The 14,392-nt window shown below is 67.0% G+C and carries 10 protein-coding genes; 6 read left to right on the top strand and 4 right to left on the bottom strand.

Annotated features, from left to right (window positions below):
* Positions 1-239: 239 nt before the first annotated feature.
* A complete protein-coding gene (locus BM125_RS14725; RefSeq protein WP_092409327.1) occupies positions 240-896 on the bottom strand; it encodes a response regulator in 657 nt (218 codons plus the stop codon).
* The gene (locus BM125_RS14730; protein ID WP_139225032.1) at positions 893-2,347 is read right to left on the bottom strand and encodes a sensor histidine kinase; all 1,455 of its coding nucleotides are present in this window, start codon (positions 2,345-2,347) and stop codon (positions 893-895) included. The genes BM125_RS14725 and BM125_RS14730 overlap by 4 nt, the downstream gene beginning before the upstream one ends.
* Before the next feature lie 186 nt (positions 2,348-2,533).
* Between BM125_RS14730 and nudE the strand changes: the two genes are divergently transcribed.
* From nudE to BM125_RS14760, 5 genes are all read left to right on the top strand, one after another.
* Entirely contained in the window at positions 2,534-3,097 is a 564-nt protein-coding gene (gene nudE / locus BM125_RS14735) for an ADP compounds hydrolase NudE (protein WP_092409331.1), read from the top strand.
* Positions 3,094-3,900, top strand: coding sequence for a 3'(2'),5'-bisphosphate nucleotidase CysQ (gene cysQ, locus BM125_RS14740; protein ID WP_092409333.1), 807 nt, complete (start codon positions 3,094-3,096; stop codon positions 3,898-3,900). The genes nudE and cysQ overlap by 4 nt, the downstream gene beginning before the upstream one ends.
* A gap of 420 nt (positions 3,901-4,320) precedes the next feature.
* Positions 4,321-5,400: a sensor histidine kinase gene (locus BM125_RS14750; protein ID WP_092409337.1), complete on the top strand. Its 1,080-nt coding sequence runs from the start codon at positions 4,321-4,323 to the stop codon at positions 5,398-5,400.
* Positions 5,397-6,182: a LytR/AlgR family response regulator transcription factor gene (locus BM125_RS14755; protein ID WP_092409339.1), complete on the top strand. Its 786-nt coding sequence runs from the start codon at positions 5,397-5,399 to the stop codon at positions 6,180-6,182. Before BM125_RS14750 ends, BM125_RS14755 begins: the two co-directional genes overlap by 4 nt.
* Before the next feature lie 522 nt (positions 6,183-6,704).
* Positions 6,705-9,296: a GGDEF domain-containing response regulator gene (locus BM125_RS14760; RefSeq protein ID WP_175498109.1), complete on the top strand. Its 2,592-nt coding sequence runs from the start codon at positions 6,705-6,707 to the stop codon at positions 9,294-9,296.
* A gap of 72 nt (positions 9,297-9,368) precedes the next feature.
* Here BM125_RS14760 and BM125_RS14765 read toward each other — a convergent pair whose 3' ends face one another.
* The gene (locus BM125_RS14765) at positions 9,369-10,643 is read right to left on the bottom strand and encodes an MFS transporter (protein WP_092409343.1); all 1,275 of its coding nucleotides are present in this window, start codon (positions 10,641-10,643) and stop codon (positions 9,369-9,371) included.
* A 227-nt stretch (positions 10,644-10,870) separates the two neighbouring features.
* Here BM125_RS14765 and mazG point away from each other — a divergent pair, with 227 nt between their 5' ends.
* On the top strand, positions 10,871-11,656 hold the full coding sequence (gene mazG / locus BM125_RS14770; RefSeq protein ID WP_092409345.1) for a nucleoside triphosphate pyrophosphohydrolase: 786 nt from the start codon (positions 10,871-10,873) through the stop codon (positions 11,654-11,656).
* Positions 11,657-11,731: 75 nt separating this feature from the next.
* On the opposite strand, the gene BM125_RS14775 is transcribed toward mazG, so the two are convergent.
* On the bottom strand, positions 11,732-14,152 hold the full coding sequence (locus tag BM125_RS14775; protein ID WP_092409347.1) for an ABC transporter permease: 2,421 nt from the start codon (positions 14,150-14,152) through the stop codon (positions 11,732-11,734).
* Positions 14,153-14,392 lie beyond the last annotated feature (240 nt).

Genomic DNA, 14,392 nt, shown 5'->3' on the forward strand with positions numbered 1-14,392 from the left:
CCGCTTCCTACAACGAAGCGGCAACGCGAGGTCGGTGGTCGAAGCCCGCGCCGCACTTCGCACGCTCATCTTGGGAGGAGCCTTCAGGCTCGACGCTCTTCGACGTCGTGCGAGAAAAAGCATCGCGGCTGAAGCCGCTTCCTACAACGAAGCGGCAACGCGAGGTCGGTGGTCGAATCCCGCGCACCTGGTTTTCCGGCCTTCGAATACGAGCCTCCCAACAGGCCCGAAACAGCATGCTACTGCGGCGGACGCTGCTTCATCCCGCTCTTCCAGGCATACACGGCGGCTTGGGTGCGGTCGCTGACGTTGAGCTTGCCGAGCACGTTGCTGACGTGGGTCTTGACGGTCTTTTCGCCGATGCCGAGGCGTTCGGCGATCATCTGGTTGCTCAGCCCTTCGGCCACGAGGGTCAGGGTCTCGCGCTCGCGCTGGCTCAGCGACTCGAGCACGCCGCTGCCCGGTTCGACGCCGCGCCGCAATGCATCCATCAGGCGCGCGGCGATGCGCTGGTGCAGCACCGCTTCGCCCTTGGCGGCCTTGCGCAAGGCATCGGCCAGGGCGTCCGCATCGACATCCTTGAGCAGGCAGGACAGCGCGCCGGCCTGGATCGCCGAAACGATCTGCTGGACATCCTCGAACGAGGTCAGCAGGACGACCTGGGTGCCCGGGCTGGTCGCGCGGATGGCGCGCGTGGCTTCGATGCCGCCGCCTGGCATGACCAGATCGACCAGGGCGATGTCGGGCTTCTGGCGGCTGCACTGTTCGACGGCCGTCGCCGAGTCGTTGGCTTCGCCGACGATGGAAAGGTCCGCATGCGTCTCGAGGAAGGCACGGATGCCCTGACGGACCAGGTCGTGGTCATCGGCAATGACGATACGGATGGGTTTGCTCATCTCGGTTCCTCGATCCTGAAGCTGACGGTCACGCGCGCGCCCCGTCCGGGACTGCTTTCGAAGTCGAAGCGTCCACCGGGCAGGGCCTCGACGCGTTCGCGCATATTGCGCAGGCCCATGCCGCCGCCGGATTCGTCGGACGCGCCGTGCCCATTATCCGCGATGACGAGGCTGACGCGTTCCGCCGTGCGGCGGAGGCTGAGGTCCACGTGCTGGGCGCCGCTGTGGCGCAGCACGTTCGACAGCGCTTCGTCGACGACGCGCAGCAGCGAGTCCTCATCTGCCGGTGCCAGCGACGGGATGTCGTCGATGGCGAAACCGAGGCTTGCACCACTGGTGTGGGCCCAGTCGTTGGCGCGCATGCGCACGCGCTCGGCAAACGGCAGCTCGGCATCCGATGCACGCATTTCGTCGAGGATCTGGCCGAGTTCCTGCTGGATCTGCTGGGTCAGGCGTTGCGCCGGCTCCAGCCGGGAGCCGCCCGCACTGTCGCCGAGCATGCGTCGCACCGTCGCCAGTTGCAGGTTCAGAGCGAACGCCTTTTGCTTGACCGTGTCGTGCAGGTCCCGGGCCAGGCGCTGGCGCTCGGCCAGGGTCGCCAGCTGCGCGCGGGATCGCAGCAGGCTCCTGAGGTCGAGGGCCATGCCATCGAGCATCCGCGACAGACCGCCGATTTCATCACCCGAGCGGTCATCGATGCGATTGGAGAAATCGCCGCGGCTCCAGGCGGTCGCGGCGCGCGCAATGTGGCTCAGTCGCCGGGTGACCCAGGCGGCGAGGAAGATCGACGAGGCCAGTCCGAACACGATCAGGAAGGCAAACACGGTCGGCGACTCGAAACTCGTATCGAACAGCAGGTGTCGCCAGGGCGACGGCACGCGAAGCTCGATGAACAGGAACTCGCCGGTTTGCCCGGCCGCACCCTCGAGCGGAACGAGGACGCGCTGGATCGTGTACGAATCGCTGCTGCCGGACAGCTCGATGGCCGAACGATCCCGGGCCTGTCGGGCACGGGCGACTTCGTCACGGGTCGGCAGATCGAGCAGCCAGTTCGCGTCGCCGCCGGATTGCGCGAGAACCCGAGAGTCGGCGCCGACGATGGCCGCGCCGAGCGGTACTTCGGTCAATTCGAGGAGCACGTAGGACTCGTCCGGCGTCAACCCGCCATGCGGCTGCTGCAGGCGCAGGATCCAGGCGTCCAGCCAGAGCTGCAAAGCGGTCGTATCCTCCGTGCCGGTGCCGCGCAGGTGCGGCCAGAGGCCGCTCAACTCCCGCGCACCGCGCTGCGCCGCATGATCCAGGCTGCTGGCGCGGACGCCGCTCGTGAAGCGCTGGAACTCATAGATGAGGATCGCCGATTCGACCACGATGAGGGTCGGCAGCGAGAGCAGCACATAGAACAACGCCAGCTTCGACACGAGGCCGCGCAAGCGCGGTCGGAACACGGTCATGGCATCCGGATCCACCGAGCGGATGTCCAAGCATACCTGCCGCCGGCAGTCCGGTGCGCGGAATCGGCATCGTCCTGCCAGGCCTGCGCGATTTCGACCCGTTCCTGCCCCGGGGTCGATGCATCGCGCTGAGGCCCTGCATGCCCTTGCCGCTGCGTGCGGCGCGCATGCGGTTACAATTCGCCGATGCGCAAGAAATCTCCTACGATCCTGGCCCGGCGCCTGGTCGAACAAAGCCGGTTCCTCAAGGCCGAACAGATCGACCTGGAATTCTCCAACGGAGAACGTCGCACGCACGAGCGCCTGCGGACTACGGGATTCGGCGCCGTGATCATGGTGCCGATGCTCGATGAAGACACCGTGCTGCTCGTCCGCGAATACGCCACGGGCATCGAGAGCTACGAGCTTGGCCTGCCCAAGGGCCGCCTCGACCGCGATGAGACGGTGGCCCAGGGAGCCGATCGCGAACTGAAGGAAGAAATCGGCTATGGCGCCCGCGAACTGCACATCCTGGCCACGCTGTCGCTGTCGCCGACCTACATGAGCGCGATGACCCATGTCGTGCTGGCGCGCGATCTCTATCCGGAGCGCCTGCAGGGTGACGAGCCCGAGGAACTCGAGGTCGTGCCATGGAAGCTGAGCGAACTGCATACCCTGCTGCTGGAGCCTGAAGTCAGCGAAGGTCGATCGATCGCCGCGCTCTTCATCGCCCGCGAGTTTCTCGCCGGCCGCTACCGGCCGAGCGCATGAACCTCGAATCGCTGATCCCGACCCTGCGCAGCATCACGCTCGATGCCGCCGCTGCCATCCTTGCGGTCTACGGAGAAGACTTCGACGTCGGGCGCAAGACCGATCGATCGCCACTGACAGAAGCCGACCTGGCTGCGCATCGGGTCATCGTCGACGGCTTGCGCCGGCTCACGCCCGAGCTGCCGATCCTGTCCGAGGAATCCGCCGCCATAGCCTGGAGCGAGCGCCGCACCTGGAGCCGCTACTGGCTGGTCGACCCGCTCGACGGTACCCGGGAATTCGTCAAGCGCAACGGTGAGTTCACGGTCAATATCGCGCTGATCGACGGCGATCGTACGGTGCTCGGCATGGTGCAGGCGCCGGTGACTGGCGAATTCGCCTGGGCCTGGCAGGGCGGCGGCGCCTGGATGGCCGGACCCGATGAACGGCCGAGATCCTGCCGGACCCGTAGGCGGCGCGAGACCCTCGTGGTCGCCGGCAGCCGCTCGCATGGCGATCCGCGCCTCGCCGGCATGCTCGAGCGGGTCGGGTCCTACGAATTGACGCCGCTCGGATCATCCCTCAAGTTCCTGCGAATCGCCTCTGGCGAGGCCGACCTGTACGTGCGCCTCGGGCCGACCTCGGAGTGGGACACGGCCGCGGCGCAGTGTGTGCTCGAGGAGGCCGGCGGCGCCGTCATCGATCTCCATGGCCAGCCGCTGCGCTACAACCGCAAGGACTCCCTGCTCAACCCGGAATTCATCGCCTGCGGAGATCCGGACCAGGACTGGACGCGCGTCCTGGGCACGCTGCCGGCCGGGTAGAACGCCCTCGCGGGCGCTCCCGTTCGCCGCCCATCCCCGCCTGGCGTGCTTCATGCCGGCTGATCGTCGTCGGAGCGCATGGTGGTTCCGGCAGGCCTGGAGAGCGGGCCATACTGCGGGGTGACAGGGCTCCGGCAGCGATCCCGTCGCCGTATCGGCTTGGGCCTGCCGATCTGCGCTTGGCAAATGAGGCTGCCCTGGAACGACCATGCAAATGCACCCGCCCAACGCCATTGAGCATCGCCCGTCACTGCCGCCGAACGGTGGCGGAATGAGCTGTCTGCGCGCCGGCCGACTGTTCGCTGGCGCCCGTTTCGAGCCGTGCCGCGAAATGGCCGTCGGCGGGGCGCGCCCCGGCCTGGCCTGCAGACACGGTTCCGAGGTCGCCCGAGCGTCTTTCGCCGCCCTCGTCGTTGCCTGATGGCCGCGCAGGAATCCGCAAGCCGCCCCCACCAGCCGCCGCTGTTCGGCTGGCGTCGTGTGCGCTATCCGTTTGCCGTAGCGCTGCTCTTCGGTCTGCTGCTGGCCCCGGGCTGGAAGGCATCCTACGCGGTGTTGTTCGGGCGCCTGCTCTTCATCGCCGCCATGGGCGTGCTCGTGTTCGGCCTGTTCGAGCGCAAGCCCAGGCGCCTGCCGCGCTGGCTCGCGCGCTGGGTCCTGCAGGTGCTCGCGGTCGCCATCGTCATGCCGATCGCGGCCTGGGTCGCCTATCGCCTGACCACGCTCGGCAATCCGCTGCCGTTCTGGGAGGACAAGGACCGCCTCGAAGGGTTCGCCACGATGAGCATCCTCGGCCTGTTGCTGGCGCCGTGGATGGCGGTCTCGGCGCTGGTCGGGCAGATCAGCGGCGCGGCCCAGAAGCAGGCGCTGGCGTTCGAGCTCGAACGCAGCAAGCTCGAGCGCAAGGCCATCGATACGCGCTTGCGCCTGCTGCAGGCCCAGGTCGAGCCGCACTTCCTCTTCAACACACTGGCCAACGTGCGCGAGCTGGTGGATTCGGGATCGGGCCAGGCTTCGACCGTGCTCGGCAGCCTGATCGCCTATCTGCGTGCCGCGGTGCCGCGCTTGCAGAAGTCGACCACGACGATCCACGAGGAACTGGACCTGGTCCGCGCCTACCTCGAGATCATGCACATGCGCATTCCGGATCGATTGCAGTACTCCCTGCATGCGGACGCTGACGCGGAGCCCCTGGACTGCCCGCCCATGGCCTTGCTGACCCTGGTCGAAAACGCCGTACGTCACGGCATCGATCCGAGCGAAAAAGGCGGCCGCATCGACGTCCGCGTCGAAACGGATGGCATTCGCTGCAGGGTTCGCGTCGTCGACACCGGCGCCGGATTGTGGCAACCGGCCGGCGCTGCCGGCACCGGGCTGGCGACCCTGCGCGAACGCCTGCAGCTGATGTTCGGCGAAGCGGCCCGTCTCGAGCTGGTCCGCATCGCGCCGCACGGTGTCTCGGCCGAGCTGGATTTCCCCGCGGCCCGGAGCGACGAATGAAGCGCCCGCTCCCGACCGCCCTGATCGCCGATGACGAACCGCTGTTGCGCAAGTCGCTGCGCCGACTGCTGGCCGAGGCCTGGCCTGAACTCGAGGTGGTTGCCGAGGCGCGCAATGGTCGCGAGGCGGTCGAGAAGTTCGAGGCACTGCAACCGGACGTCTGCCTTCTCGACGTGCAGATGCCCGGACTTTCCGGCGTGGATGCAGCGCGCTACATCGGTCGACGCGCCCATCTCGTGTTCGTGACGGCGTTCAGCCAATACGCGGTCGAGGCATTCGAACGCGGCGCACTCGACTACCTGGTCAAGCCGGTCGAGCCGGCGCGTCTGGCCGAGACGGTGGCGCGCCTGAAGGAACGGCTGGGCACGGCGCAACCGGCGGCCGATACCGATGCGCTGATCGAGCAACTGGCGGCGCGCCTGAGCCGCAGCGCGGCCCCTGCACCGCTGCGCTGGATCCGCGCCTCGGTCGGATCCATCGTGCGCCTGATCCCGGTAGACGAGATCGACTATTTGCGCTCCGACGAAAAATACACGCGGATCGCCTGGCACGGCGACGAGGGTCGGCCCGGCGAAGCGCTTATCCGCACGCCGCTCAAGGAACTGGTCGGCCAGCTCGACCCGGTCCACTTCATCCAGGTCCACCGCGCCGTGGTCGTCAATCTGCGCGCCATCAGCCACGTCACGCGCGGTGACAACGAGACGGCGAGCATCCATCTCAGGGAACGCAGCGAGGTCCTGCCGGTCAGTCGTCGCTATCTGCACCACTTCCGGCAGATGTAGGCGCGACGCCGAAGTCATGGCATCCAGGCCGCGCCGGACCGTGCCAGAAGTGGCCGGATAACCCAAATTCTGTCGATCAGCCGGGATCGGGAATAGGCGTCCATCGGGCATTGCCGGTGCCCGGGGCGAAACCACACCCGGCCCGGCGCTGCGGTCCCTGGGCGGCGCGAGGCCTTGCCGGGGTTCATTTGGGCCAACCTCGCGCCCGACCGGTGCAGGCGGGACGGCACGATTGCGCCAGCCCCGCCGAAACCGGGCATGAAACATGCATCCTCAACCCGCCCTGACCCGGCGGGAGACCCCGGGTCGGCGTGGCCAGGGAGTTGGCGTGCCTGGATTCCGCGAAGGCGGAGCAGGGGCATCGAAGACATGATCGGCAGCAGGGTGGCGTCATTGGCCCGGGGGACGATCAAACGCGAGCCTCTGGCGCATCCGCGACCGGATCGGCACCGTCTGACCCCCAGGTTCCGCTCCGCGGTCGACCAGCCCAAGCGTGGTTCGATCCCCTGGAGTGCGGTACCGATGAAAATGATCCTGCTCGCAGATACTTCGCAGACGCGGCGCCGCGCGCTTTCCGCCGCGCTTAGCAACGCCGGTTTCGGCGTCACTGCTGTCGACGGACTTTCCGAGGCCTACGAGGCGCTGATGCGGGCGCGCATCGGCCACGGCAACCTCGATGCCGTGGTCCTCGGCTGGCCAGAGTACTCGGAAGGCGTGGCCGAGGATGTGTTCGGCCTGCTCCATGGCGAGCGATTCGAACATCTGCCAGTGCTGGTGATGGCCGATTCGAGCAATGCGAATGCGGTCAACTGGCGCATGTCGCGACCACGCACCGCGCTGACGTTCTGGTCCGAATACCTCGAGGCGCCGAGCGCGATCAGCCATCTGCTGCGGCCGGACCAGAGCATCGAGCCGGCCCGCAGCGCCCACGACCAGCAGATCAGGATCCTCCTGGTCGACGATTCGGCCACCGTGCGTGCGGGCTATTCGAAGCTGCTGCAGAAGCACGGTTACCAGGTCGAAACCGCCGAGAGCGTGGCCGAAGGCTGGCAGAAGGTCACCGCGAACAGCTACGACATCGCCATCATCGACTATCTGATGCCGGTGCAGAACGGCACCGCGCTGATCACGATGATCCGCAACAATCCCGAAACCCAGCACATCCTCACGGCAACGATCACCGGTACCTACTCCGATGCGGTGATCGCCGAATCGCTGGCCTGCGGCGCGCTGGAATGCCTGTTCAAGAGCGAATCGAAGGAGCTTTTGCTGGCCAGGCTGGCCTCGCTGGCGCGCACGATCAACGACCAGAAGGCAATCGACAAGGAGCGCCGCCGCCTGCAGGACATCCTTTCGTCGGTCGGCGAGGGCGTCTATGGTGTCGACGCGGAGGGCGTCATCCAGTTCGTCAATCCGGCCGCGCTTGAATTGCTCGGCTACAGCGATCCCTCGGAGCTCGTCGGCCAGTGCGCCTTCCACGCCTTCCACTATGCCGACGAAGACGGCCAGCCGATGCAGCGCGGCGCGTCCTACCTCAACTCCTGCTACGCCAACGGCAGCCAGGTCTCGGCCTGGCAAACGCGGTTCTGGACCTCGAGCAAGCGCGGTATACCGGTCGAATGCAATATCCATCCATTGCGCCTGGATTCCGAACTGAGCGGCTCGGTCGTTGCCTTCCGCGACATCTCCGAGCGCCGCGCCCTCGAGCAGGAGCTGCGCTGGCAGGCTGAACACGACAGCCTGACCAAGCTGCACGACCGTGGCTGGTTCGAATCCCAGCTCGAGCAGGAATGCAGCAGGGTCCGGCGCACCGGCCAGATTTCCCTGCTCCTGTTCATCGATCTCGATCGTTTCAAGTACATCAACGATACCGCCGGGCATGCGGCCGGCGACCGCCTGCTGGTCGAGGTCAGCCAGCGCCTCAAGTCGCGATTGCGCGGCAGCGATTCACTGGCCCGCATGGGCGGCGATGAATTCGCGGTGCTGCTCAGCAACGTTGGCAACGGCGATCTGATGACCCTGGCCGAGGGTTTCCGGCGCGTGCTGACCGCCATGCCGTTCACCTACGGCGGCAAGGGCTACCGCATCACCCTGTCGATCGGCTGCGCGAAGATCGACCAGGCCACGCACTCGCCGGGCGAGGCCATGGCCTTTGCCGACATCGCCTGCCACATGGCCAAGCGTTCCGGCCGCAACCAGTGCCAGCTCTACTCCCCGGAGACCGGTCGCCGCGCCGCACTGGACGTCGATCTAGGCTGGTCGGTGCGCCTCGAGGAGGCCTTGCGCACGGACCGTTTCGTGCTCTGCTACCAGCCCATCGTGCCACTCAAGGGCATGGAGAACGACAAGGCTGACGGCAGGAACAGCAAGGACATCTGGCTCCGCCAGCTCGAGCGCAATCCTTACGAGGAGGCATTGTTCGAGGTGCTGGTGCGCCTGCGCGACGGCCAGGGCGAACTGATCTCGCCGCATGCGTTCCTGCCTGCCGCCGAGCGTTTCGGCCTGATGCAGGACATCGACTACTGGGTGATCGACCATGCCTTGAAGGCGCTGCGCGAGGCGCGCGAAAGTCCGCGGCCGATCGCCCTGACCCTCAACATCTCCGCGCAGACGCTGGAAAAGGGAGGCCTCGCCGCGTACGTGACCGCGAAGATCGTCGAGTACGACATCAATCCCGCGGCCCTGGTCCTCGAGATCTCCGAGTCACACTCCATCGACGATATCGAGAACGCCCGGCGCCAGCTCGGCGAGTTGCGCGCGCTCGGGTGCCGGATCGCGGTCGATGGCTTTGGTACCGGTTTCTCCACCTTCGTGCACCTCAGGCAGATCGAAGCCGACCTGCTCAAGATCGACGGCTCCCTGAGCCAGGGCCTGCCGGTCGACGACCTGAACCGCACCATCATTTCCGCATTGGCCTCGATCGCCGGCAGCGCCGGCAAGAAGACCGTCGCCGAGTGCGTCGAGGATTTTTCTATGCTGCGCACACTCTACGAATGCGGCGTGGACATGGCCCAGGGGTTCTTCGTCGGTGTGCCGCGCCTGCACCTGCCGCGGACCCTGCCCACCTTTGGTACGACCCTGTTCGAGGAACAGCCGGTGGTGACGGGAACCTGAGCTTGCCGCGGCAGGGCGGAATGCTTCGCCTTGCCTGTTTTTTCCAGCCAGTGGAATCGTGATCGCTGGCGCTCAGGGATGCGGTGGTGCCGAACCGGGTTCGTCCAGCGCAAATTGTATCCGGCCGTTGCCGAAGCGGATGCGCAGGTGCCGGTACCGGACCAGGTAGCGGATGCCGACCAGGGCCGCGAGCAATCCGGACGACGCGCCGATGCCCATCGCCCAGCGCGGGCCCAGGGTGTCGGCCACCCAGCCCACGATCGGCGCGCCGATCGGCGTTCCACCCAGGGCCAGGGCAAGCAGGATCGCAAGCACGCGGCCGCGCATGGCCGGCTCGGTGGACAGTTGCACGATGCTGTTGGCCGTGGTCATGAAGGTCTGGGCCGAGGCCCCGACCAGCACCAGCACCAGGCCGAACAGCACGTGATTGGGCATGCTGGCCGCAACGACCATGCCCAGGCCGAAGGCGGTCGCGCCAATCAGCAGCAGCGACAGGCGCGGACTGGCGCGGCGCGCGGACATCAGCGCTCCCGCTACCGATCCGATGGCCATGGTAGAGATCAGCAGGCCATATTGTCCGGCACCACCGTGGAACACGGTCACCGACATGGTCGAGATGTAGATCGGAAAGTTCAGGCCGAACGTGGCGATCAGGAACAGCATGGTCAGGATCGCCACCAGGTCCGGTCGTTTCCAGACGTAGCGAAACCCTTCGAGCAGGCTGCCGCGCGAACGCACGGCGCGCGCGTGGCGGCGCAGTTCGCCGACGCGCAACAGGCTCAGCGAAGCGATCACCGCGGCGAACGAGACCGCATTGAGTACGAACACCCAGCCCGAACCGATCACCGCGATCAACAGTCCGGCCACGGCCGGGCCGATCAGCCGCGCCGCATTGAACGAGGTGGAATTGAGGGCCACCGCGTTCGAAAGCTCCGATTCGGCGACCATGTCGGAGACGAAGGTCTGCCGTGCCGGCGCGTCGAAGGCGGTCACGCAGCCGAGCAGGAAGGCGAAGACGTGCACGTGCCAGAGCTCGGCGAGCCCGCTGATGGTCAACAGGCCGAGGCCCAGGGCGAGCAGGCCCATGCAGGTCTGGGTCAGCATCAACAGCCGGCGCCGGTCGAAATGGTCGGCGACGAAGCCGGTCAGCGGCAACAGGAGCAACGGTGGACCGAATTGCAGGGCCATGACGATGCCGACCGCGGTTGCATTTCTGTCGGTCAGTTCCGCCAGCACCAGCCAGTCCTGCGCGGTGCGCTGCATCCAGGTACCGATGTTGGAGACGAAGGCGCCGGCCGCCCAGATGCGGAAATTGATGGCACGCAGCGAGCGGAAGGTACCGCTCACCGGCGGCGGCCTCCGTCGCACGAGTTCGCCACGACCGGACCCGCCGGCCGCTCGGCCTCCCGTCTGACATTGCGTGTGGCGGTCCCGCCCGCCCTGTCTGGCCGCACGCGGCGGCGGAGGTGGTGCGTATTCATGCTCGCGCCCGGGGCGTTTGCGGGGTTGGCGTGGGTCCGCCGAATCCCGCACTCTAGGCGGACTGATACTGGCGCAGAATTCCTGGAGTTGCGATGCATACGATTGACGACCTGCTTGCCATCATGGCGCGATTGCGCGATCCCGTGAACGGTTGTCCCTGGGACGTCAAACAGAACTTCGACAGCATAGTGCCCTATACCATCGAAGAGGCCTACGAGGTCGCCGACGCGGTCGACCGTCGCGACTACCGGGACCTCTGCGGCGAACTCGGCGATCTCCTGCTGCAGGTCGTCTTCCACGCCCGCATGGCCGAGGAGGCCGGACATTTCCGCTTCGCCGACGTCGTCGCCGCCATCTGCGAAAAAATGGTGACGCGACATCCACACGTATTCGCCGACACCGGGGCCGACAGCGCCGACGAGGTGCTGACCCATTGGGAGGCGATCAAGCGCCAGGAGCGCGCCGCCCGCGGCGACGAAGATACCAGCGCACTGTCCGGCATCGCGCGCGGCATGCCCGAATGGCAACGCGCGATCAAGCTGCAGAAGCGCGCCGCCAGCGTCGGTTTCGACTGGCCCGACGTGCAGCCGGTGTTCGCCAAGTTGCATGAGGAAATCGACGAGGTCCGCGAGGCATTCGCGCAGGGCGCTGACCCGCAGCGTCTGACCGACGAAATCGGTGATGTCCTGTTCGTCTGCGCCAACCTCGCCCGGCATGCCCGGGTCGACGTATCGGCGGCGATGCGTCACGCCAATGCCAAGTTCGAGCGACGATTCCGCTGCATGGAAACGCTGGCCACCGAGGCCGGTAGCCAACTGGCCTCGCACTCGCTGACCGAGCAGGAGGCGCTATGGGATCGGGTCAAGGCACGAGAATAGCCAGACGGGCGTGCCGGCAGGTCGACAGCGCCACTCGGAGACCGCGCCGGTCGGCAGCGCAACGCAACCGCATTGCTATTCCGCGCGCAGGGCCTGCATGGGGTCGAGTCGCAGTGCACGCCGCGCCGGTATCGCAGCGGCAAGCAGGGCCGTGACCAGAAAGATCGCGATCACGCTGATCGAGGACAATGGATCGCGCGTGGCGATGCCGTAGACGAAATGTTCGAGTACGGGCGCGGCGGCGAGATAGACCGCGAGGCCCAGTCCCATGCCGACTGCCGTTGCGCGCAGCGAGCGCTGCAGAATGGTCGAGAGCACGTGGTGCGGTCTCGCTCCGAGTGCGACGCGGACACCGATCTCGCTGCGCCGGCGCTGAACTTCGAGGGTGATCAGGCCAATCTGTCCGGACAGCGCGAGCAGTCCGGCCAACAGGGCGAGCAGACCGGTCAGGGCGAAGGCGAACTGCTGGGGTGCCAGCAACCGGTCGAGGCGCTCGATTATGCTGCCCTCATCGAATGGGACCGCAGCCGGTTCCACGGCCCATAGGGTTTCGCGCATGGGTTTCAGCAGCAGAGTCGGATCGCCGCTGGTGCGGACGCTGAGCGTCATCGATGACATCGGTGCCTGCGCCAGAGGGACATGCAGCATCGGTTGCGCGGGTTCGCTCAGGCCATCGCTGCGGACGTCGCCGACGACGCCGACGACTTCACGCCAGGTTCGCCAGAAGCGGATGCGTCGCCCGACCGGATCCTGCCCGGGAAAATAGCGCCGCGCCGCGGCTGCATTGATCAGCAGCACCTTTGCCGAGTCCGCGCGGTCGCGCGCATCGAAATCGCGGCCGGCGAGCAGCGGAATGCCGAGCGTGGCCAGGGCGCCGGGACTGAAGCCGTTGAGCTGGATTTCCTCATGCGTTCCTGCAGGCACGGACCGGCCTTCGACTTCGAGGCTGGTGGTCCATGCCGGCGCCAGCGGCGCGTGCTGGGTCAAGGCCACCGATTGCGCGCCGGGAATTGCCCGTGCGCGCTCGATCAGGTTGTCCATGAATCGGACCAGCGCAGGCCAGTGCGGATATTCCTCGAGCGGTGGCATCGGATAATCGCTGGGCGGCAGATCGAGCGACACCGTGGCGACCCCTGCGGGACGCAGGCCGGGATCGATGCGGGTCAACTGGACGTAGCTGCGCAGCAGCACGCCGACGCCGAGGAGCAGGGCCATGGCCACGGCCACCTGGACGCTGACGAGGATGCGACGCGCGGCCTCGCCGCCGATCGCGCTCGTACCGCGCGCATTGCCGAGGGCACGGGCGGGATCGATCTTCGAGGCGATCCAGGCTGGCACCGTACCGGCCAGCAAGGCCGCCAGCACCGAGGTCAGCAGGGTGAAGGCGAGTGCCGCGAGGTCCACGCGCCAGCGATCGGGCGCCAGCGCTGGCAAGGGATTGAGCGCAACCATGACCTGCAACGATGCATGGGCGAGGGCGACACCAAGCAGGCCGCCGATCAGCGCGAGGATCAGGCTCTCGGCGGCGAACTGGCGCAGCAGCCTCGCCCTGGCGGCGCCGAGACTGCTGCGCAGGCCGAGTTCGGCTTCACGTGCCCCGGCCCGGGCGATCAGCAGCATCGCGGCGTTGCAGCAGGTCAGCAGCAAAAGGATGCCCACCGCGGCGGCCAGCATGCCCAGCGGACGCTTGATGTCGGCCAGCAGAAAGGCGTGCATGCCGACGACGCGGGCGTTGCGGCCGACATTTTCCTCGGGGTATTCCGACTCCAGCGCCGAGGCGATGCGACGCATGTCCTGGTCGGCCTGGTCGATGGTCGTGCCCGCAGCGAGCCGGGCGACAACACTGAGGCTGTGCACGCCGCGCTCTTCGAGGAAGTTCTTCTGGGTCGGCACGACCGGCCGCCAGATATCGCCGCGCAAGGCCCAGGGGCCCCCGGCCGGCATCACGCCGATGATCTCGGTCGAGGCGCCATCGATCTCGAGGCGTTGGCCGACCACCGTCGGGTCGGCGCCGAACGACCCGCGCCACAAGCCCTCGCTGAGCATCGCCACGGGCGCCGCGCCGAGCCTGTCGTCGCTGTCCTGGAAATCACGACCGAGAATCGGCGTCACGCCGAGGGTAGCCGCCAGGTCGTGGGTCACGTTGAGGGCGAGAATCCGCCGCGGCGATCCGCCGGGCGTGGCCAGACTCGCATTGCTGCGGGCATAGGCGCCGATGCGGGCCAGGGTCCGGGTTCGTGCGCGCCAGTCGGCCAGGTCCGGGAACGAAGCGCCGCCAGTCAATTCGCCGTTGGCGAGGTCGGTCTCCCAGACATAGACGAGGCGTTCCGGATCCGCATACGGCAGGGCCTGCATGAGTACCGGCCGCATCACGCTGAACATCGCCGTCGCGCTGCCGATACCAAGGGCGAGCACGGCGATCAGCAGGGCATTCGAGCCGGGACGGCGCCAGGCCGAACGCCAGCCAGCCAGAAGATCGTCAAGGAACGCGGCCATGATTTCTCCCGATGGCAGGCTGGGGGTGGTGGCACCGGATGCGAATGACACTTCGCTGGCAAAGCCATTGGCAGGATTCGTGCCAGACGCAAACGGTCACGGATCGGCATGGCACGGTGGCCGATGAGGCACTGGCACGTTCGCGCCTGTCCGGAATCGTGCAGCGGGATGCCCTGCAATGGACACCGTGTCCGCAATCCCGATCGAGCAAAACTGCTCCGAGCGCAACCGCGGCTTAAA

This window comes from Dokdonella immobilis, from assembly GCF_900115085.1.
GTDB lineage: Bacteria > Pseudomonadota > Gammaproteobacteria > Xanthomonadales > Rhodanobacteraceae > Dokdonella > Dokdonella immobilis.